The organism is Mesorhizobium album, from assembly GCF_033977205.1.
In the GTDB taxonomy this organism is placed as follows: Bacteria; Pseudomonadota; Alphaproteobacteria; order Rhizobiales; family Rhizobiaceae; genus Mesorhizobium; species Mesorhizobium album.
This window is the reverse complement of sequence record NZ_JAVIIW010000014.1, coordinates 61,667-81,921: the sequence shown is the minus strand read 5'-3', so window position 1 is coordinate 81,921 and position 20,255 is coordinate 61,667. Positions and strand designations below refer to the sequence as shown.

Sequence of the window (20,255 nt, the reverse complement as noted above, 5' to 3'; positions counted from 1 at the left end):
CAGCCAAGGCCCGCGCCATCATTTCCCATCAGCGACATCAGGCGACCGCGATCAGCACCGTGCTGTCCGGCGACCAGCAGAGCACAACGGGTTGACCTTCCGCCAGCCTCTCGGCGCCGGTGTTCTGGACGATCACCTTCAGCGTCTGACCTTCGCGGTCAACGAAATATGTGCTGTTGTTGCCGGCAAAGATGCGCTTTGAGACCTGCCCAGTGAGCGTGTTGGCATTGGCTGAATCGGGCTTTGCCGCGCCGGTCGAGATCCGGATGCGCTCGGGCCGGACCGCGCAGCTCGCCTTGGCGCCGGCCGGCACCGATGCGCCTGTCGAAGCCGCGATCGTTGTGCCGTCGGGCAGCTTGATCCCGGAGCCTGTCGCATCGCCGCGAAAGATGTTGGCGTCGCCGAGGAACGTCGCGGCGAACTCGCTTTGCGGCCTGTCGTAGATCTCCTCCGGCGGTCCCTCCTGCACCAGCCGACCGTCGCGCAATATGCCGATGCGGTCGCTCATCGTCAGCGCCTCTTCCTGGTCGTGGGTGACGAAGATGGTGGTGATGCCGATCTCGCGCTGGATGCGTTTCAACTCGATCTGCATGTCGACGCGCAGCGCCTTGTCGAGCGCGCCGAGCGGCTCGTCGAGCAAAAGCACGCGCGGCTTGGTGACGATGGCCCGCGCCAGCGCCACGCGCTGGCGCTGCCCGCCGGAAAGCTGGTGCGGCCGGCGGCCGCCGAGCTTGCCGAGTTGGACGAGGTCGAGCGCGCGCTGCACCTCGGCCGCAATCATGGCCTTGGGTTCGCCGCGCACCGAAAGGCCAAAGGCGACATTGTCGGCGACGCTCATGTTGGGAAACAGCGCATAGTTCTGGAACACCATGCCGATGCGGCGCTTCTCGACCGGCACACGCTCGACGCTTTCTCCGCCGATGGCGATGCGGCCGGCGTCGGGAAAGTCGAAGCCCGCGATCTGGCGCAGCAGCGTGGTCTTGCCGCTGCCTGAGGGCCCGAGCAGCGCGTAGAAGCCGCCATCCGGAAAATCGATCGAGACGTCGTCGAGCGCCTTGTGCGCGCCGAAGCTGCGGGAGACGTTCGCTACCTGGACGCCGGCCATTATTTCTCTCCGCCGAATTTGAAGAAGCGCGCCGTGAGCAGCATCAGAGCCATCGACACGACAATGATGATCGTTGAGACCGCGTTGATCTCAGGCGTGAAGCCCTTGCGGATCGCGGCGTAGATCTCGACCGGCAGCGTCGTCTGGCCGGGCGTCGACAGGAAGTACGAGACCACGAACTGATCGAACGAAACGGCGAAGGCGAACAGCCCGCCGGCGATCACCCCGGGCATGATCCAGGGGAGTGTCACCCGGTTCGTCACCTGCCACTGGTTGGCGCCGAGCGAGCGCGCCGCCTCCTCCAGTTCCGGCGCGAAGGTCTGCAGCCGCGCGGACACGACGACGATGACATAGGGCAGCGCCAGCGCGACATGGCCGAGCAGGATGGCGAGGAGCCCACGCCCGATGCCGATGCCGAAGAAGAAGATCAGCATCGCCGTGCCGGTGATCAGCCAGGGAATGGCGATCGGGGGGAAGAGCAGTGCCTGCAGGAACTTCTTGCCGCGGAACTCATAGCGATAGAGCGCCAGCGACGCCATAGAGCCCAGCACCGTCGAGATGATGGTGGTGATGACCGCGATCTCGATGCTGTTCCAGGTCGCCGCGATCAGCTGGTCGTTCTGCCAGAGCGAGGCGTACCAGTCCGTCGTCCACTCGAACGGCAGCTGGTAGAAAGGCGAGGCGTTGAACGACATCAGCGCCATGATGATGATCGGCAGGTAGAGGAAGGCGAGCAGCATTAAGATGTAGAGGCGCCCGAGCCATTCGAGGATGCGCGTCGTCGCCATTCAGGCGGCCCTCCGTAGAACCGGCGCGGCTAAAGCCAGGATGATCAGCACCACGGCAAGCAGGATGAACGAGAGTGCGGCACCCAGCGGCCAGTTGAAGACGGCGACGAACTGGTCCTCGATGATTGTCCCGTAGAAGGTGCCGGTGCGCCCGCCGAGGATGCGCGGCTCCATGAAGGAGCCGACGACCGGCACGAAGATCAGCGCCGCTCCCGCGATCAGACCAGGCATCGACAGCGGAATGATCACCCGCTTGAGCACCTGCAGCCGCGAGGCGCCGAGCGAGCGCCCGGCCTCGATCAGCGAGTCGTCGATGGCCTGCAGCGTGAGATAGCAGGTCAGCACCATGTAGGGCACATAGGAGTGCACGAGGCCGATGATGACGGCCGGATAGGAATACATCAGGTCGATGTTGATCTTGAAGGGCAGCACGGCGTTGAGCGCCGTGTCGAGAATGCCGCCCTCGCGCAGCACCATCGCCCAGGAAAAGATGCGCACCAGCCCGTTGGACCAGAACGGCAGAATGACGAGCAGGAAGATCGCCTCGCGGCTACGGCCCTTGAGCACCTTGGCCAGCACATAGGCCGCCGGATAGCCGATCACAACGCACCACAGCGTGACCTCGAGCCCAAGCCGCAACGAGGCAAGCAGGAGTGTCGAGTAGAGACTTTGCGAGAAAAAGGCTGCGTAGTTGCCGAGCGTGAATGCCCATTCCTTCCCGGCCAGCGGCAGGTCGGTCATGAAGGAGAAGAACACCATGGCCGACAGCGGCAGAAAGATCGCCACCGTCAGCCACAGATAGGCGGGAAGAAGAAGCGGCAGGGCAGGCTTCAGTCCGCGGCGCGAACCGGTCGCGAGCTGATCAGCCATCATGCCTCTCCTCCCCGAAGACGCCAACTACTTCACGTTGACCTTCAGCTCCTGCCAGAGCGCCAGGTATTTTTCGCGCTGCTCATCGGTGACCGGCGCCTGGAACTGGATGCGCTTGGCGACCTCCGGGCTGCCCATGATTTTGCGGTTGAAGGCATCCTCGGGAAGCGCCTCGACCGCCTTGGTGTTGGCCGAAACCGGCGCGCCGACCTTGGTGACCCATTCGACATAGAATTTCGGGTCGATCATGTAGTTGATGAAGGCCTCGGCGCCGGCGACGTTCTTCGAGCCGGCCGGGATCGAGAAGGCGTCGAGCCAGGCGACGGCGCCCTCCTGCGGGATCACCAGCGAGACCGGCAGCTTGAAATGCGTCTTGGCGCGATCGGCCGAACCGCTCCAATAGGTGCCGATGTCGATCTGGTTGGAGGCGACCATCTGGTTCCAGTCGTTTTCCGAGCTCCAGAAGGTCTTGATCTGCCGCATCAGCGAGGTGAGCTTCGTCTTGACCGCTTCCATATCCTTGATGTCGTTGATGTTCTGCCCGGTGGCGATCGCTCCGAACTGGACCGCCTCGACGGCATCGTCGCGGATGACGACGCGACCCTTGTGCGCGGGATCCCACATCTCGGCGATGCTCGTCGGCGGCTTGTCGAAGGACTTTTCGTTGATGGCTAAAGCGGTCAGGCCCCAGACCCACGGCACGCCGTACACCTTACCCTCATGGTTCAGCATCGGCGAGCCGGCCTTGTCCTTGGCGATGTCGGCATAGTTGGAGAGCTTCGAGACATCGATCGGCTGGATCAGCTTGCCGGCCATCGCCTGGTCGTTGAAGGCGGCGTTGATCATGACGACGTCGTAGAGGCCGGGATTGGTCCTCAGCTTCGTCAGCATCTCCTGTTCGGAATTGAAGAAGTCATTGACCACCTTGAAGCCGGTCGCCTTCTCGAAATTGGCGACAGCCCAGGGCTCGTCGGCGCCGTAGCCCTTCCAGTTGAGCACATGCACTTCCTCGGCGGCCTGGGCGGAGAGCGTGAATGCTGAAACGACGACAGCTGTCGCCGTCAGAAAAGCGGTCAGTCTGGGCATGCGCATGTTTTCTTTCCTCTCATTGTTTGCCCGGTTTGCGGGCTTGTTAAGTTGTGGCCTCTTGCTCCTTGCCCTGCGCGGTCACCGCTCGATCGCGAAGGGCAAGGAATTCCTGGATTTCGTGACCGGTCGGCGCCGACGACCCGCCGTGGCGGGTGACCGACAGTGCCGCCGCCGCATTGGCAAAGCGGGCCGCTTCCCACGGCGACAGGCCGCGCGACAGCGCGCTGACAAAGGCTCCGATATGCGTGTCGCCGGCGCCGTTGGTATCGACGGCGTGGACCGCGAAACCGGGGATCGCCCGCGTGCCGCCGTCGGCCAGGCAAACCAGACAGCCATGCGCCCCGGCCCGGATGACGACGCCTTCAGCCTTGAGGCAGTGCTCGGAAAGCAACCGGACCGCAACGGTCTGGGCGTCGCCGGCGCCGGCGATTTCGACGGCCTCGTTGGTGTTGCAGCTCAGCCAGGTCGTGCGCGCGAGCACCCTGTCCAGGATCGGCCGCGGTATCTCCGCGATGACCGGCGTCGGATCGAAGACGAATGGAATGTCCGCCGGCAGCGCCTCGATCCAGTCGGCGAGCGCATCGCGGCTGCCGGGATAGCTCAGCGTATAGCCCGACGTGAAAACCCGATCCCCCGGCGAAACCTTGACGGGCCTCATCATATCCAGCGTGATCACGCTTTCGGCGCCCGGCCATGAGACGAATGTCCGTTCGGCGTCGCCGCTGATCATGGCAACGCAATTGCCGCTATCCATCGAGGGCGACGGCTGCGTCAGCGTCTCGATACCTTCGGCGGCAAAGGCCGCGCGCAGGAAATCGCCATCGGGACCTGTTCCCAACTGGCCGCCGAACACAACCTTCATGCCGGTGCGGCTCGCCGCGACCATCATGTTGAAGCCACCGCCGGGGACACGCGCGTAGCTCGACGCGGTCTTTTCGGTGCCCGGCGCCGGCAAGGCATCGATGCGATAGACATAATCGACCACGGCGCTGCCGATATGGACGAGACGCCGGCTCATGCCGCAGCCTCCTTGCCGGAACTGCGCGCGACCCTCGCCGAAACGAGATCGTTGGCCAGAGCGCGGACCTCCGCGAGGTCGATGCCTTTCAGCCTTGCGACGCGATCCTGCGGCAGGCGAGACAGGCCGGCACAGGCGCCCGCCATGCCGGCGGCAATGGCTCCGATCGTGTCGGTGTCGCCGCCGAGGTTGGCGCTGATGACGGCTGCCCGCCACGCATCGCCTTGCGCCACCTCCAGCACGGCGAACGCCGCCGGAACCGATTCCTGGCTGGCGACACCGGTGCCGATCAGGTCGACGATCAACCGGGTCGCTTCTTTCTCCGACTTGCCGCGCACAAGCTGCTGCGCCAGGGCGATCCGCGCGGCGATGTCGCCGCCGGTCACCCAATTTCCGAGCGTTGCTCCCAGTACTGGCGCCGCCACCGCACGTTCGGATGCCGCGCGCCAGTCGCCGCAGGCAAGGCCGCTGCTGACGGCTGCGGCGACGGCAGCGGCGGATGCAATGGCGATCGAAGTGTTGTGGGTGGCGCGGCAGGTTTCCGCCACCTTGGCAACTAGCGCCTCAAGCGGCTCCGGCGGCATCATGATGCCGACCGGCGCAATGCGCATGGCCGCACCATTGGTGTCGCCGCTGCGTCCCGCCTCTTCCGCCGGCACGCCCTCATTGATCGCGTCGATGGCGCGTTTGGTCGAGGGCCCGAGCAGGTCGTAGCTGCCGCGCGCCTTGACGTCGCGCTCCCAGTCGAGCAGCGCGTTGACCCAGCGCGCATGGTCGAAGCGATCGCCGGAGCTGACCAGGATGCGGCCGAGCAGCAGCGCCTGCTCGGTGTCGTCGGTAATGGCGCCGGCCGGCAGCCCCTTCGACACCGGATGGTCGGCGACGGGCGCGACGAAATCCTCGACATGGCCGTAGAGTTCGGCGATGCGGGCCGGCGACAGAAGCTGCGTCGGCATGCCCAGCGCATCGCCAAGCGCCCCGCCGATCAGCGCGCCCATTGCCCGGTCCATCGTTCCGGCTGCATCCGCCATGCTCAGAACTCCAGATGCAGCGCGAAATGCGCCGGATTGAGCAGGCTTGTGACGAATTCGATGGCGCGGCCGTCGGCGGCGCGCGTCAGCCGCCGCGTGCGCAGGAACGGCGTGCCTGGCGCGCAGTCGAGGATGGCGGCGTCGGCGGCGCTCAGCATCTCGATGTCGACCCATTCCTCGCCATGGTCGGGAATGAGCCCTGCCCCGCGCAGCGTCTGGTGCAGCGAGCCTTCGCGCAGACCGCGCAGCGGCACCTCCTCCAGCTCCGGTGACAACGGCAGGCGGCTGCGCTCGATCGAGATGGCATGGCCGTCATCGGCATTGCTGCGCACACGATCGACCGCGATGAAGGAAGGGTTCTCGACACAGAGCCTTGCCGCGAGCTCGGCGTCCTCGATGATCTCGAGCCGCAACGTCCGGGTCTCGGCATTGGCGCCTGCGTTGGCGAGCGCGCGCGACCAGCCGATGGCGTCGTCGACCGGCATGCCGTCGAAAGTGACGAAGGAGCCGATGCCGACCTTGGTAGTGATCAATCCGCGGTTTGAAAGTTCTTCCAGCCCTTTGCGGACGGTATTGCGGCTGACGGAGAAGCGCTGGACAAGCTCGTTCTCGCTCTGCAGGCGATCGCCGAAGCCGAGCACGCCGGAGCGGATCTCGTGTTCCAGAACCGTCGCGATCTGCTCGGGCTTGCCCGTGCCGGGGGTGAGTTGCGTCGCGCGACGGGCCATATCGATACCTGTTCAATGAACCTGTATAATCCTGTTCAATATTGGATTTGAAGGGCGACGTCAATCGCGAAAAATCCGCGAGACGGCAATCTTCATCAGCGTTCTTCCGGCGGCTTCAACTCCCGGAACTGCATCAGCAGCAGCAAATCGTAGACGATCTTCAGCGCCCCGCAGATGAGCAGCGGCCATGCTCGGAACGAAGCAGCAAAGAGAGCGCCCGCAAGCACAGGGCTGGCCGAGGCGGCCAGACTGCGCGGCACCGACGTGAAGCTCGCGGCGGCTGCCCGCTCCGCCTCCGTGACAACGGCCATTACGTAGGACGAGCGGGTCGGCACATCCATCTGCGACAGAGCGGCCCGGATCAACAGGAGGACAATCACCAATGGGAGCGTTGGTGCCAGCGCCGCCAACATCAGAGCGATGCTGGACGGAATGTGCGTGAATACCATCGTGTTGATCAGGCCGATGCGCCGCGACAGTCGGGCGGCCACAGGAAACGAGAGAGCCGACAGCACGCCCGACCAGAAGAAGAAAACACCTGCCTGCGAAAGCGAGAGGTTGAATTGCTCGAAAAGCCAAAGGGCGAGCAGCGATTGGACGACGAAGCCTCCCGCGAAGGCATCGAGACTGAACAGGGCCGCAAGCTTGAAGACAACGTAGCGCGAGGGGCCGAGCGCGGCGGCTGCGCCGGCAGCCGGTGCGGAGCGGCGCGGGATGCAAGCGTAGAGCGAACCACCGAGCAGACCGAGAAGCGCGTAAAGGACGAACATGGCCTTGATGCCGGCAAGCCGGTCTAGGCCAACCGGCGCCAGAAGGTCAGGTATCCCCGCAGCGAGTCCGCCCGCGGCGGCTGCGAACGCGCCCACGAGACTGTAGCGCGAGAACATCCTGGTACGCTCACGCTCCGTGACCTCGCGCGTGAGCACGGCGTGCTCCAGCGGCACGAACACACTGACACTGCCGGCCGAGGGATTGATCGTGCCGGCGAGCGCGACGACCAACAGCAAAGCGTACTCATGGACAACGGCGAAGGCCACGCCAGTAGCAATCATCAAACCAGCGCCAGCCAGCAGGAGTTGACGATGATCGTGTCTGGCGCCGAGGAATCCGACTCCTATGGTCAGCAGCGCGAAACCAAGCAGCGATGCCGTGGCGATAACACCAACCTGCAGAGGGGTGAATCCGAGGGCAAGCAGGTAGACCGGCAACAGTATGGCCACGAAACCGTCGCCGAAATCCCGCAGGGCGCGGGTGGCAAAGAGAAAAATCGCCGGATGTATCCGCTCCACCGGTCTGGTCTCTCAACGGTTTGCTTCCAGCATCAACGGCATGGCTTTTGCAGCCAGGCGCACAGTGGGATGAAGATATCATGCTGGAGGAGACTCAAACGTGCCAGCGAGCGGTATTGGCCGCCGTCAAACGAAGAAAAACGCCTCTACACGCTGCTTTGCCTTCAGCAGCACCGGCAGGATGTCGCGCTCCATCGCCTCGACAGAGAAGCGCGCGGATTGCGTCGAGACGTTGATGGCGGCGACAATGCGGCCGGCGCGATCCTTGATCGGCACGGCGATCGAACGCAGGCCAAGTTCCAATTCCTCATCGACAATGGCGAAGCCATCCGCCCTCGCCTTGCCGATGGCCTTGCCCAATGTGGCGCGGCCGGTGATCGTCTTCGGCGTCCGCCGTTCGATCTTCGCTTCGCCGAGGAAGGCCTTCAACTCGTCCGCTCCCAAACCGGAGAGCAGCACCCGCCCCATCGAGGTGCAGTAGGCCGGGAGCCTGGTGCCGACGTCGAGCGCGACGCTCAAGATGCGGCGGCCTGGAATGCGCGCGACATAGACGACGTCCTCGCCCGACAGCACTGCCGCATTGCAGGCTTCGTCGAATTTCCCCGCCACCTCGCGCATGATCGGCGCGGCGAAGGTCCACAGCGATGCGCCACCGAGCCAGGTGCGGGCAACGGTCAAAAGGCGTGGCGATAGCGAAAACAAGCGGCCGGACTGCGTGGCGTAGCCAGTGGCAACCAGCGTCAGCAGGAAACGGCGGGCGCCTGCACGCGTCAGCCCCGCTTCCTCGGCCATCTCGGTCAGCGTCATGCCGGCCGGATTGCGGGCGAGGATTTCCATCACCGCCAGGCCGCGTTCCAGCGAGCCGACGTGATCGCGCGAGCTGGCCTCGTCCTCCACAGCCGCCTGCATTGCGTTGACTCCGTATCGCCGTCCAGAGTACAAAGTATCACATATCAAACACTTGTTCGCAATACGAACTTTTTCAATTACGGAGCCTGGAGATGGTCAAGTTCCTGCCGCTGAAAGAGGCCGTCGCGGAGAATTTGCACGACGGCGACAAGGCCGCCTTCGAAGGCTTCACCCATCTGATCCCGACCGCCGCCGCACATGAGGCGATCCGCCTGGGCTTTCGCGACCTCACTCTGATCCGCATGACGCCCGATCTGATCTACGACCAGATGATCGGCATGGGGATGGCCAAGAAGATCGTCTTCTCCTATCTCGGCAACCCCGGCGTCGGCCTGCTCAGGCGCGCCCGCGACGCTATCGAGAACAGCTTTCCGCGCGCCATCGAGGTCGAGGAGCACAGCCACGCCGGCATGGCCAGCGCCTATGAGGCGGGTGCGGCCGGCCTGCCCTGTGCGGTGTTTCGCGGCTATCGCGGCGCCGGTCTTGCCGCGGTCAATCCGAACATCAAAATCGTCACCTGCCCCTTCACCGGCGAGGTACTTGCCGCCGTTCCGGCGATCAGGCCCGATATCACCTTCATCCACGCGCAGAAGGCCGACCGTAAGGGCAACGTGCTGGTCGAAGGCATCATCGGCATCCAGAAGGAGGCCGTGCTTTCGGCAAAGCGTGCGGTGGTAACGGTCGAGGAAGTGGTCGACAATTTCGACGATCTCCACCCCAACCTCACCGTACTGCCGAGCTGGACAACCGCGGCGATTGCGGTCGTGCCGGGCGGCTCGCATCCCTCCTACACGCACGGCTATTACGAGCGCGACAACGCCGCCTATCTCGAATGGGACGAGATCGCCGCCGATCGCGACCGCTTCCAGGCGTGGATGCAGAAGAACGTCATCGAGAGCAGCGCGGAAGACTTTGCCGCCCGCGTCGAACATCTGAGGAAAGCCGGATGAGCGACGCCGACAATCTGGGCTTCACCCCCAACGAGATGATGACGATCGCTGCCAGCCGCGCGCTGAAGAACGACGATGTCTGCTTCGTCGGCATCGGCGCGCCGTCTGCCGCCTGCAACGTCGCGCGACTGACCCATGCGCCGGAAATCACGCTGATCTACGAAAGCGGCACCATCGGCACCGCGCCGGACGTTCTGCCGCTGTCGATTGGCGACGGCGAATTGTGCGAGACGGCGGTGACCACGGTCGCGGTGCCGGAGATGTTCCGCTACTGGCTGCAGGGCGGCCGCATCTCGATCGGCTTCCTCGGTGCCGCCCAGCTCGACAAGTTCGGCAACATCAACACCACCGTCATCGGCGACTACGCGCATCCGAAGACCCGGCTGCCTGGCGGCGGCGGCGCGCCGGAGATCGCCACCTCGTCGAGACAGGTCTACATCACCATGGCGCAGTCGAAGCGCAGCATGGTCGAGACAATCGACTTCTTCACCTCCTTCGGCCATGGCGAGGGCGGCAACCACCGCAAGCGCCTTGGCATTGACACCGCCGGCCCGACCTTGTTGATCACCGATCTCGCCATCTGGAAACCCGACCCTATCACCAAGGAATTCACCGTCGTGTCGCTGCATCCGGGCGTCACCCGGGAAGAGGTGCAGGCGACCTGTGGCTGGGTCGTCAGATTTGCCGAGGCCCTTGACGAGACGCCGGCGCCGACGGAACTCGAGCTGAAGACATTGCGCGACCTGCAAGCCCGCACCAAGGCCGCGCATGCGGGAACCGCCAAAGGGAAAGCTGCATAATGGCCGAAGCCTTCATCTGCGATTACATCCGCACGCCGATCGGCCGCTTCGGCGGCGCGCTGTCCTCGGTGCGCGCCGACGATCTCGCCGCCATTCCGCTGAAAGCCTTGGTCGAGCGCAACGCCAGCGTCGACTGGTCGGCTGTCGACGACGTCGTCTATGGCTGCGCCAACCAGGCCGGCGAGGACAACCGCAACGTCGCCCGCATGGCGCTGCTGCTTGCCGGCCTCCCGCAGGAAATCCCCGGCTCGACCGTCAATCGGCTGTGCGGTTCCGGCATGGATGCCGTGACGATTGCCGCGCGGGCCATCAAGTCCGGCGAGGCCGAGCTGATGATCGCCGGCGGTGTTGAATCGATGAGCCGCGCGCCCTTCGTCATGCCTAAGGCCGACACCGCCTTCTCGCGCAATGCCGAGATTTTCGACACCACCATCGGCTGGCGCTTCATCAACCCGCTGATCAAGAAGCAGTACGGCGTCGATTCCATGCCGGAGACCGGCGAGAACGTGGCCGAGGATTTTTCCGTCAGCAGAGCCGACCAGGATGCCCTTGCCGTGCGCAGCCAGGACAAGGCGGTCGCGGCACAAGCCAATGGCCGGCTGGCAAAAGAAATCGCGCCGGTGACCATCCCGCAGAAAAGGGGCGAGCCCGTCGTCGTGGCGAAGGACGAGCATCCGCGCGCCGGCACGACCATCGAGGCGCTGGCCAAATTGCCGACGCCGTTCCGCCAGGGCGGCACGGTCACCGCCGGCAATGCCTCCGGCGTCAATGACGGCGCGGCCGCCCTCATCATCGCCTCTGAAGCGGCGGCGAAGAAGCATGGCCTGACGCCGATCGCCCGCATCCTTGGCGGTGCCGTCGCCGGCGTGGCGCCGCGCATCATGGGTATCGGCCCGGCACCCGCCACGAAGAAACTTTGCGCCCGCCTCGGCCTGACGCCCGACCAGTTCGATGTCGTCGAATTGAACGAAGCCTTCGCTTCGCAAGGCATCGCCGTGCTACGCCAGCTCGGCATCGCCGAGGATGCCGCCCACGTCAATCCGAACGGCGGGGCGATCGCCCTTGGCCATCCGCTCGGCATGTCGGGCGCCCGCATCACCGGCACGGCGGCGCTCGAGTTGCGCGAGCGCGGCGGCGGGCTTGCTTTAGCCACCATGTGCATCGGCGTCGGCCAGGGTATTGCCATCGCGCTGGAGCGGGTCTGACCACACCGGCCGATCAGTAAGGCAGGCCGACGTAGTTTTCGGCCAATGCCGTAGAAGCGGCCTTGGAATGTACGAGATAATCGAGCTCGGCTTCCTGGATGCGTTGGCCGAACTCGCCCGTCTCGGGAAAACGGTGCAGGATCGTCGTCATCCACCACGAGAAGCGCACCGCTTTCCAGACGCGCGCCAGCGCCTTGGCTGAATAGGCGTCGAGCCCGGCTTCGGATTGGTGGGAATAGAATTCGCGAAGCCCAGCAAAGAGATAGCGCACGTCGCTCGCAGCGAGGTTGAGGCCCTTGGCGCCGGTCGGCGGCACGATATGGGCGGCGTCGCCGACCAGGAACAGCCGGCCGAAGCGCATCGGCTCGGCCACAAAAGAGCGCAGCGGCGCGATCGACTTCTCGAACGACGGTCCCGTGGTGACAGCAGCTGCTGTCTGTGATGGCAGACGCCGGCGCAACTCATCCCAGAAGCGGTCATCCGGCCAGTCCTCGACACGCTCGTCGGCGGGAACCTGCACATAGTAGCGGCTGCGGCGCGGCGAGCGCATCGAGCACAGCGCGAAACCCCGCTCGTGATTGGCGTAGATCAGCTCGTGGTCCACCGGCGGCACCTCGGCCAGCACGCCCAGCCAGCCGAATGGATACTGCCGCTCGAACGTCTTCAGCGCGCCTTCAGGCACCGACCCGCGGCTGATGCCGTGATAGCCGTCGCAGCCGGCGATGAAGTCACAGTCGATGCGATGCGTGACGCCGTCCTTGTGGTAGGAGACGAAGGGAGATGCGCCGCCGAAGTCACGCGGCGCGACATTCGAGGCCTCGTAAACGGTGACGAGCCCCGCCGCCTCCCGCTTGTCCATCAAGTCGTGCGTCACCTCTGTCTGGCCATAGACGGTGACGTGCTTGCCGCCCGTCAGGCCAGTGAGATCGATGCGATGCAGTCGCCCGTCGAAGGCGAGCGAGATGCCGGAATGCTGCAAGCCTTCGGTATGAAGCCGGTCCGCGACGCCTGCCTCGCCGAGCAGGTCGACCGTGCCCTGTTCGAGCACCCCGGCGCGCACGCGGCCAAGCACATGCTCGCGGCTCGATCGTTCGAGGATGACCGTCTCGATACCGATCGTGGCAAGAAGCTGGCCAAGCAGCAAGCCGGAAGGCCCTGATCCGATGATGGCAACCTGCGTGCGCATCAGTGGCCAAGACTCTCGATCTGCCTGGCCAGCTCAGCGGCAAGCCTGAGCGCGGCGGCTGCCGCAACGACCATCTGCGGCATGATGAGCCATTCCAGCGCCCAGGCCGCACCCGAGCGCTCCTGCTCATGCACCAGCGCCTGCTGCATCCCGGAAAGCTGCGTGGCGTTGAAGCGGGCCAGCGCCACCAGCGCTTCCGCTCTCACCGGATTCTGCTTATGCGGCATGGCCGACGAGCCGCCACCGCTGGACAGCTTGATGTCGGTGCCGGCCTGCGCCATCAGCGCGACATCCTGCCCGAGTTTGCCGAGACTGCCGGCGACGAGCGACAGCCAGCCGGCAAACTCGGCAAACGCGTCCCGCTGGCTATGCCATTGCGGCGCGTCGCCAAGACCGAGTTTGGCGGCAAGCGCCGCGCGCACGGCCGCTCGCTTGTCGCTGAGCTTATCGAGCGTGCCGGCGGCGCCGCCGAACTGCACCACGAGCAGCCGGCCGGACTGTTCCTTCAAGCGTTGCTGGTGACGTTCGAGCGGTGCGCGCCACGAAGCGATCCGATCCGCCACCGTGATCGGAATTGCCGGCTGCATGCGCGTCACCGCCATCAGTGCCCTGCCCCCGAATTCCTGTTCGAGGCTGGCAAGGCGCACGATGTTTTCGCTGAGCAGCAGACCGATATGTTCGACCGCCGCGCAGAGGCGCAGCACCAGCGAGGTGTCGATGACGTCCTGGCTGGTCGCGCCGAGATGAACAAATTCGCCATATTGCCCGCCGACGGCCGCCCTGATCTGGCGCAGCAGTTCCGGCACCACGACGCCGTCCTTGGCGACAGCGGCGCGCAGCTTCGCGGTGTCCGGCCGGAACGCGGCCAACGCTTGGACGATCGCCGGCCCGGCGTCGCGCGGGATCACGCCGCACTCCGCTTCGGCTTCGGTCAGCGCGCGCTCAAAACTGAGCATCGCTTCGATGTCGGCTTCCACGGAGAAATGTCTGGCCGCCTCTTCGTCGCCGAGCAGGCCGGAAAGCAGCGGATGATCGAAGGGCGAAACGGTCATGTCGGCCTCGGTCAGCTGTCGAAGAAGACCGTCTCCTTCTCGCCCTGCAGATGAACGTCGAAGACGTAGGTGTCGCCCTGGCGCTCGGCGATCAGCGTCGGAACGCGCACGCGATGTTCGATGCGGGCAAGGATCGGATCCTCGGCATTGGCCTTTTCCTCGTCGGAGAAATAGAGCCTGGTGTGCAGGCCGATATTGATGCCGCGCGCCACGATCCAAAGTGTGATGTGCGGCGCCATCAGCCGCCCGTCGCGGAACGGCACACGGCCGGGCTTGATCGTCTGGAACAGGCAGATTCCGGTTTCCATGTCGGTCGGCTGCCGGCCCCAGCCGAGGAAATTCGGATCGGCGGCGCCGCGCAGCTCGGCCGGTGAATTGTACAGCCCGCTGGCGTCCGCCTGCCAGATCTCGATCAGCGCATCCTTGAGCGCTGTGCCGGTGCCGTCGAGCACGCGGACGCGCAGCTCGATGCGCTCGCCCTTGGTCTGGTCGTTGACCATGGTCGAGCCAAGATCGCGTTCATAGACGCCATCGATGCCGCAGAAATTGGGCGTCAGCCCGATATGCACATAGGGCCCTGCAGTCTGCGAAGGGCTCTCCTTCAACCGGTCCAGCAACTGTGCCATCAATTGCCCTCCGGCCTGTTCTCGAACAGCGTCGAGCGCCGCCCGCGCAGCACAATGTCGAACTTGTAGGCGAGCGCGTCCATCGGGATCGTCGACTGCATGTCGAGCGCGGCAATCAGCGCTTCGATGGCGGCCTTGTTGGAAATGCCGCCGACGATCGGACAACGCCAGATCAGCGGATCGCCCTCGAAATACATCTGCGTGATCAGCCGTTGCGCGAAGCCGTGGCCGAGCACCGAAAAGTGGATATGCGCCGGCCGCCAGTCGTTCGGGCCATTCGGCCACGGATAGGGGCCAGGCCTGACGGTGCGAAAGGCATAGCCGCCGTCCTCACCGGTGATGGCGCGGCCGCAGCCGCCGAAATTCGGATCGAGCGGCGCCAGATAGCCATCCTTCTTGTGGCGGTAGCGGCCGCCGGCATTGGCCTGCCAGAATTCGAGCAGCACGCCGGGCACGCCCTTGCCGCGCTCGTCGAGCACCCGCCCGTGGACGATGATTCGCTCGCCGATGGCGCTCTCGCCCGGCTTGGCGAAATTGTGAATCAGGTCATTGTCGAGCTCGCCGAGCATGGCATGGCCGAACGCCGGGCCGGTGAGTTCCGACAGCGTGTTATCGAAGGCGATCAACGCCTTCTGCGGCGAGCGCAGCACCGAGCTCTTGTAGTTCGGCGTGAACGCCGGCGGATGCCATTGGCGGTCGCGCGGGAAGAAGGCGCCGGTCTCCGGCGTCCGGTTGGAGCCGGGCTCAGGCATGGGGGGCTCCATCCATCTGCGAAAACACTTCCTTGGCGATCTTGAAGGCACGGTTGGCCGCCGGGACGCCGGCATAGATCGCGACATGCAGGAAGGCTTCGCGGATATCCTCGCGCGAGGCGCCGGTGTTGGCGGTAGCGCGCACATGCATGGCCACCTCCTCGTCATGGCCGAGTGCTGCGAGCAGCGCCAGCGTCACGATCGAGCGCTCGCGCTTCGACAGGCCGGGGCGCGCCCACACCGTTCCCCAGGCGGCCTCGGTGATCAGCTGCTGGAACGGGCGGTCGAAATCGGTCGCCGCACCCTCGGCGCGGTCGACATGCGGATCGCCGAGCACGGAGCGGCGCAGCTCGAGCCCGGTCCGGTATCGGTTCCCTTTCTTGGAGGCATCATCCATGGGGTCGCTTTCCCTCAGGCAACGAGGCGACGAAGTCGCGGATCAGGGTGGTGAGCGCGTCGGGCTGCTCGATGCAGGGAATGTGCCCGGCATTGCGGACCACTTCGAAGCGCGCGCCGGGGATCAGATCGGCAAGCGCGCGGACAAGATCGGGCGGCGTCGAGCCGTCCTGATCGCCGACGATGCAGAGCGTCGGAACCGCGATGCGGCGCGCGCTGTCGGTGAAATCGGCGTCGCGCACCGCCATGCAGGTGCCGATATAGCCGGGCAGCGCCTGCCTGGTCAGCATATTGCGGCAGCCGGCAAGCTCGGCCGCGCGATTGGCGTGGAAATCCGGCGTGAACCACACTTTCAGCACGCCGTCGGCAATCGCTTCGATGCCGTCACGCTCGATGGTTGCGATACGCGTGTTCCAGCTATCGGAGGTGCCGATCTTGTGCGCGGTGTCGCTCAATATCAGCGCCTCGACGAGGTCAGGCCGCCGCGCATAGAGCCCCTGCGCGACCATGCCGCCGACGGAGAGGCCGAAGAGCACCACCTTGCCGAAACCGAAATGGTCGATGAGAGCGATCAGATCATCGACATGGTCGTCAATCGAGCGCACGCCGCCGCCGATATCCGACAGCCCGTGGCCGCGCTTGTCGTAGACGAGCATCGGCATTTCGCCGGCGAGCCGCGCGACGATGTCGTCCCAGATCCGGAAGTCGGTGCCGAGCGAATTGATGAAGATGATCGGACGCGAAATGCCCGTCGCCTCGATATAGCGGTGGTGCAGCGTCACGCCGCCTATGCTGACGAATGGCACGATTTCGATCCTCCAAACGCACATTGCACGAGCTATTTGGTTCGGTAAAATGATATTTTGCGGCGTTTCATTAACTTTGAGGTTATCAAACCATGGCTGACAGCCGCATCCGCTTCCGCCATCTGCAGACATTCCTCGAAGTAGCGCGGCAGGGAAGCGTGGCGCGCGCCGCCGACCTTCTGCATGTCAGCGCGCCGGCGGTAACCAAGACCTTGCGCGAGTTGGAAGAGGCGCTCGGCATCGCGGTGGTTGAGCGCGACGGCCGCGGCATCCGTGTCACGCGGCTCGGCGAGATATTCCTTAGCCATGCCGGCTCGGCGATCTCGGCGCTGAAGCGCGGCGTCGATTCCGTCAGGCAGGACGGCGCGCTCAACCGCCACCCGATCCGCATCGGCGCGCTGCCGACCGTCTCGGCGCGGGTGATGCCGCTGGCGATGAATCTCTTCCTCCAAGAGAACACGAGCGCCGCGATCAAGATCGTCACCGGCGAGAACGCGGTGCTGCTCGAGCAGTTGCGCACCGGCGCGCTCGACCTCGTCGTCGGCCGCCTCGCGGCGCCGGAAAAAATGACCGGCTTCTTCTTCGAGCATCTTTACTCCGAGCAGGTGCTGTTCGTGGTGCGGGCAGGGCATCCCCTGTCGGAGCCGGGAGCGGACATCTTTGCGCGCCTCGACGAGTTTCCCGTGCTGATGCCGACCCGGGAATCCGTAATCCGGCCTTTCGTCGACCGTCTCTTCATCACCAACGGCATGACCGCGCCCGCCACCGAGATCGAAACCGTTTCGGATTCCTTTGGCCGCTCCTTTATGCGCCAGAGCAACGCACTGTGGATCATCTCGGCCGGCGTCGTTGCCAACGAGATCGCCAGCGGCGCCTTCGTCGCCCTCCCGGTCGACACCGAGGAAACCAAGGGGCCGGTGGGCTTGACCATGCGCACCGACACCGCCCCCTCGCCTGCCTTCACGATCCTCCTGCAGACCATTCGCGAGGCGGCGCGGCACCACGCTTGAAGCTTCCGCGATTCCACTAAAGGCGGCAGTTTTCGCTCTGGAATTGCGAGAAAACAAATCGTTAGAGCAGTTTGCTGAACTCCTCTAACGCGCGTCGCGCTGAACCGGACTCGGCGACGCATTTTAGACCGTGTCGTTTCCAAAAACCGCTGCGCACTTTTGGGCGACATGCATTAGGCGGCCGAATGCGGTATCGCTGCCACGCCGAGCAGTCCTTCGACGGTCTGCGGGCTGGCACGCAGTGCGGCAGGCGTTCCCGACCAGGCGATCCGGCCGCGCTCGAGGATGAGCACCTGATCGGCGAAATCCAGAGCGGCGCGGATCCTTTGCTCGACAAGCAGGATGGTCATGTCGCCGCCGGAGGCGAGGCGCGTCAGCGCGGCCATCAGCTCCTCGCAGATCACAGGAGCCAGTCCCTCCAGCGGCTCATCGAGCATCAGGATGGACGGGCGGCCCAGTATGGTGCGCGCTGTTGTCAGCATCTGCTGTTCGCCGCCCGAGAGCTGGTTGCCGTAGTTGCGCCGACGCTCCTTGAGCCTCGGAAACATCGCGTAGGCCTCGTCCACTGCCGATCGTTCGCGATCCTTCAACCCGACGAAAAGGTTTTCCTCGACGGTCAGCGACGGAAAGATGCAGCGCTCCTGCGGGACGTAGCCGAGACCCTGCCAGGCGCGCGACGCACCGTCCATTCCGGCAATGTCGATATCGCCGAGCTTGATTGCTCCGGCGTGCCGCCGCGTCTGGCCGGCGATGGTGGCGAGCAGCGTCGACTTGCCGACACCGTTTCGCCCGAGCACGGCCAGCCGGGCGCCGGCTTCCGCCTCGAACGATACGTCCTCGAGCACTCGCGTCTGGCCGTAGCCGGCGCTCAAGCCCGAAACCTCAAGGCGCGCCGCGGTCATCGGCATAACTCCCGAGATAAGCTTCCCGCACGCGCCGATCTTTCGCTGCGTCACCGGGCGCGCCGTCGAAGATGATCCTGCCCGCGGCCAGAACGATGACCCGTCTTGCAAATCGGAACACGAGGTCCATGTCGTGCTCGATCATCAGCACCGCCAGATCCGCGGGAAGCCCGGCAAGCGCGGCGTCGATGCGCGGCGTCTCGCTTTGCGGAACGCCCGCCGCTGGCTCGTCCAGCAACAGCACCTTGGGCCTCAGCGCCAACGCGAAGGCGATCTCCAGCAGCCGCTGCTGCCCATAGGCGATCTCCGCCACCTTGAGGTCGGCGGCGCTCTCCAGGCCAAGCGTGGCCAGGAGCGCCCCGCTCTCCTTGAGCACGTCGGGCATTGTCCAGAACGTCCCGAACATGCGGCCGGTCCGGCCCTGGCGTTGCAGGATAGCGAGCGCCAGATGTTCCCGAGGCGTCATCTCGGGGAAGAGGCGGGTGACCTGGAAGGATCGCACCAGGCCGCGCCGGACACGTTGCATCGGGCTCATGCCGCCAAGTTCTTCGCCCGCGAGCCGCACAATACCGGAGTTGGGCTTCAGATGGCCCGTTACGAGATTGACGAAGGTGGTCTTGCCGGCTCCGTTCGGCCCTATCAGCGCCACGCGGTCGCCGGGAGCCATCGTCAGCGACACGGCCTGGGTGACCGCGAGCCCGCCGAAGGAACGCGTCAGTCTCTCGACCTCGAACACCGGCGTCATCGGCGCCTCGATCGTTCAAGCAGCCGGACAGAAGTGCCGAAGATGCCCCTCGGCGCAAACAGCACGACCAAGACCAGCAGCGCACCGACGATCGTCAGCCAGTGGAATGGGTTGGCGGCCGAGACGAAGTCCTCGAACAGCATGAAGACGACCGTTCCGACAATCGCGCCATAGAGCGAGCCTGTGCCGCCGAGCACCAGCATCACCAGCGCCGAAGCCGACAGGGTGAAGCTCACGCTGTCGAGCCCGACCACTTGGGTGGAGATCGCGTTGAGCCCCCCACCAACGCCCGCGACCAGACCCGAGACGACATACATTGCGAGCAGCGTCTTCCTGACGGGCGCCCCCATCGCCGCGACCCGGATCGGATCCTGCCGGATGCCGCGGCAGAGCATGCCGAACGGCGAGCGGGCCAAACGCTGCAGCAGAAACAGGACGATCAGCAGCAGCGCTACGCCCAGCGCGTATGCCGTGTGCCCCCAGAGATCGAAGGCGAAGACGCTGAAGAGAGGCGTGGGCGCGATATCGGTCAGGCCATCGCTGCCGCCTGTCCAGCCCGTGGCCTTGTTGGCCGCTTCGTGGAACAGATTGACGATGGCGATCGACAGCACGAGTTGGCCGAGCCCGTGGCCGCGCAGGATGACGAAGCCGGACAGCAGGCCGGCGAGCGCCCCGCCGGCACTACCCGCCGCGATCATGGCGACCGGGTCTGAAATGCCGAAATGCGCGGCGCCGATCCCGGCCGCATAGGCGCCCGCGCCGAATAGGGCTGCATGGCCAAGTGTCGCCACGCCGCAAAAACCGGTCACGAGATCGAGCGACAGCACCAGCATGATGATGCCGACGATGCGTGTGAGCAATGCCAGGTTGTCGGGGAACAAAAGATAGCCTGCCCCTGCCGCCGCGAGCACGGCCGCAAGGCCGATCCAGTCGGCGGAGGCGGAGAACCGTGGTCGGGCGACTGGCCTGGCGGCGCCTGTGAGGTGGTCGGCGTTCAT

At 65.2% G+C, this 20,255-nt stretch carries 22 protein-coding genes; 4 read left to right on the top strand and 18 right to left on the bottom strand.

The genetic code is table 11. From position 1 onward, the window contains the following. Positions 1–37: 37 nt before the first annotated feature. The 9 genes from RFN28_RS14165 to RFN28_RS14125 all read right to left on the bottom strand — a co-directional run bounded on the left by RFN28_RS14165 (position 38) and on the right by RFN28_RS14125 (position 8,815). Positions 38–1,105 carry an ABC transporter ATP-binding protein gene (locus tag RFN28_RS14165; protein ID WP_320287953.1) on the bottom strand — a complete coding sequence of 356 codons (1,068 nt, stop codon included), beginning with the start codon at positions 1,103–1,105 and terminating at the stop codon, positions 38–40. Further along, complete coding sequence (locus RFN28_RS14160; RefSeq protein ID WP_320287952.1) at positions 1,105–1,893, bottom strand: ABC transporter permease; 789 nt, start codon at positions 1,891–1,893, stop codon at positions 1,105–1,107. Before RFN28_RS14160 ends, RFN28_RS14165 begins: the two co-directional genes overlap by 1 nt. Then, positions 1,894–2,763 (bottom strand): ABC transporter permease, encoded by an 870-nt coding sequence (locus tag RFN28_RS14155; RefSeq protein WP_320287951.1) that lies wholly within the window; start codon positions 2,761–2,763, stop codon positions 1,894–1,896. It abuts the gene before it with no gap. Positions 2,764–2,790: 27 nt separating this feature from the next. Beyond that, a complete protein-coding gene (locus RFN28_RS14150; protein WP_320287950.1) occupies positions 2,791–3,855 on the bottom strand; it encodes an ABC transporter substrate-binding protein in 1,065 nt (354 codons plus the stop codon). Positions 3,856–3,895: 40 nt separating this feature from the next. Next, positions 3,896–4,870, bottom strand: coding sequence for a PfkB family carbohydrate kinase (locus RFN28_RS14145; protein ID WP_320287949.1), 975 nt, complete (start codon positions 4,868–4,870; stop codon positions 3,896–3,898). After that, positions 4,867–5,901 carry an ADP-ribosylglycohydrolase family protein gene (locus tag RFN28_RS14140; protein ID WP_320287948.1) on the bottom strand — a complete coding sequence of 345 codons (1,035 nt, stop codon included), beginning with the start codon at positions 5,899–5,901 and terminating at the stop codon, positions 4,867–4,869. Before RFN28_RS14140 ends, RFN28_RS14145 begins: the two co-directional genes overlap by 4 nt. 2 nt (positions 5,902–5,903) lie before the next feature. After that, positions 5,904–6,629 (bottom strand): GntR family transcriptional regulator, encoded by a 726-nt coding sequence (locus tag RFN28_RS14135; RefSeq protein WP_320287947.1) that lies wholly within the window; start codon positions 6,627–6,629, stop codon positions 5,904–5,906. 95 nt (positions 6,630–6,724) lie between these two features. Next, entirely contained in the window at positions 6,725–7,918 is a 1,194-nt protein-coding gene (locus RFN28_RS14130) for an MFS transporter (protein ID WP_320287946.1), read from the bottom strand. 126 nt (positions 7,919–8,044) lie between these two features. Then, positions 8,045–8,815 carry an IclR family transcriptional regulator domain-containing protein gene (locus RFN28_RS14125; RefSeq protein ID WP_320288000.1) on the bottom strand — a complete coding sequence of 257 codons (771 nt, stop codon included), beginning with the start codon at positions 8,813–8,815 and terminating at the stop codon, positions 8,045–8,047. Between the two features lie 104 nt (positions 8,816–8,919). On the opposite strand from RFN28_RS14125, the gene RFN28_RS14120 reads away from it, so the two are divergent. Genes RFN28_RS14120 through pcaF form a run of 3 tightly spaced genes read left to right on the top strand, consistent with a single transcriptional unit; the run spans position 8,920 to position 11,782 of the window. Then, positions 8,920–9,777, top strand: a complete 858-nt coding sequence (locus RFN28_RS14120; protein WP_320287945.1) for a CoA transferase subunit A — start codon at positions 8,920–8,922, stop codon at positions 9,775–9,777. Next, a complete protein-coding gene (locus RFN28_RS14115; RefSeq protein ID WP_320287944.1) occupies positions 9,774–10,577 on the top strand; it encodes a CoA-transferase subunit beta in 804 nt (267 codons plus the stop codon). The genes RFN28_RS14120 and RFN28_RS14115 overlap by 4 nt, the downstream gene beginning before the upstream one ends. Further along, positions 10,577–11,782 carry a 3-oxoadipyl-CoA thiolase gene (gene pcaF / locus RFN28_RS14110; protein WP_320287943.1) on the top strand — a complete coding sequence of 402 codons (1,206 nt, stop codon included), beginning with the start codon at positions 10,577–10,579 and terminating at the stop codon, positions 11,780–11,782. The genes RFN28_RS14115 and pcaF overlap by 1 nt, the downstream gene beginning before the upstream one ends. Before the next feature lie 13 nt (positions 11,783–11,795). On the opposite strand, the gene pobA is transcribed toward pcaF, so the two are convergent. Genes pobA through pcaD form a run of 6 tightly spaced genes read right to left on the bottom strand, consistent with a single transcriptional unit; the run spans position 11,796 to position 16,600 of the window. Next, entirely contained in the window at positions 11,796–12,968 is a 1,173-nt protein-coding gene (pobA, locus tag RFN28_RS14105; RefSeq protein ID WP_320287942.1) for a 4-hydroxybenzoate 3-monooxygenase, read from the bottom strand. After that, positions 12,968–14,020: a 3-carboxy-cis,cis-muconate cycloisomerase gene (locus tag RFN28_RS14100; RefSeq protein ID WP_320287941.1), complete on the bottom strand. Its 1,053-nt coding sequence runs from the start codon at positions 14,018–14,020 to the stop codon at positions 12,968–12,970. The genes pobA and RFN28_RS14100 overlap by 1 nt, the downstream gene beginning before the upstream one ends. Before the next feature lie 11 nt (positions 14,021–14,031). Then, on the bottom strand, positions 14,032–14,646 hold the full coding sequence (gene pcaG, locus RFN28_RS14095) for a protocatechuate 3,4-dioxygenase subunit alpha (RefSeq protein WP_320287940.1): 615 nt from the start codon (positions 14,644–14,646) through the stop codon (positions 14,032–14,034). After that, positions 14,646–15,398, bottom strand: coding sequence for a protocatechuate 3,4-dioxygenase subunit beta (gene pcaH, locus RFN28_RS14090; protein ID WP_320287939.1), 753 nt, complete (start codon positions 15,396–15,398; stop codon positions 14,646–14,648). Before pcaH ends, pcaG begins: the two co-directional genes overlap by 1 nt. Beyond that, the gene (gene pcaC / locus RFN28_RS14085; RefSeq protein WP_320287938.1) at positions 15,391–15,795 is read right to left on the bottom strand and encodes a 4-carboxymuconolactone decarboxylase; all 405 of its coding nucleotides are present in this window, start codon (positions 15,793–15,795) and stop codon (positions 15,391–15,393) included. The genes pcaH and pcaC overlap by 8 nt, the downstream gene beginning before the upstream one ends. Then, positions 15,788–16,600 carry a 3-oxoadipate enol-lactonase gene (gene pcaD / locus RFN28_RS14080; protein WP_320287937.1) on the bottom strand — a complete coding sequence of 271 codons (813 nt, stop codon included), beginning with the start codon at positions 16,598–16,600 and terminating at the stop codon, positions 15,788–15,790. The genes pcaC and pcaD overlap by 8 nt, the downstream gene beginning before the upstream one ends. 92 nt (positions 16,601–16,692) lie before the next feature. Between pcaD and pcaQ the strand changes: the two genes are divergently transcribed. After that, complete coding sequence (pcaQ, locus tag RFN28_RS14075; protein ID WP_320287936.1) at positions 16,693–17,610, top strand: pca operon transcription factor PcaQ; 918 nt, start codon at positions 16,693–16,695, stop codon at positions 17,608–17,610. A 173-nt stretch (positions 17,611–17,783) separates the two neighbouring features. On the opposite strand, the gene RFN28_RS14070 is transcribed toward pcaQ, so the two are convergent. The 3 genes from RFN28_RS14070 to RFN28_RS14060 are packed head-to-tail and all read right to left on the bottom strand — an operon-like array spanning position 17,784 to position 20,255. Then, complete coding sequence (locus RFN28_RS14070; protein ID WP_320287935.1) at positions 17,784–18,512, bottom strand: ABC transporter ATP-binding protein; 729 nt, start codon at positions 18,510–18,512, stop codon at positions 17,784–17,786. Next, entirely contained in the window at positions 18,493–19,257 is a 765-nt protein-coding gene (locus RFN28_RS14065; protein ID WP_320287934.1) for an ABC transporter ATP-binding protein, read from the bottom strand. The genes RFN28_RS14070 and RFN28_RS14065 overlap by 20 nt, the downstream gene beginning before the upstream one ends. Next, entirely contained in the window at positions 19,254–20,255 is a 1,002-nt protein-coding gene (locus RFN28_RS14060; RefSeq protein ID WP_320287933.1) for a branched-chain amino acid ABC transporter permease, read from the bottom strand. Before RFN28_RS14060 ends, RFN28_RS14065 begins: the two co-directional genes overlap by 4 nt.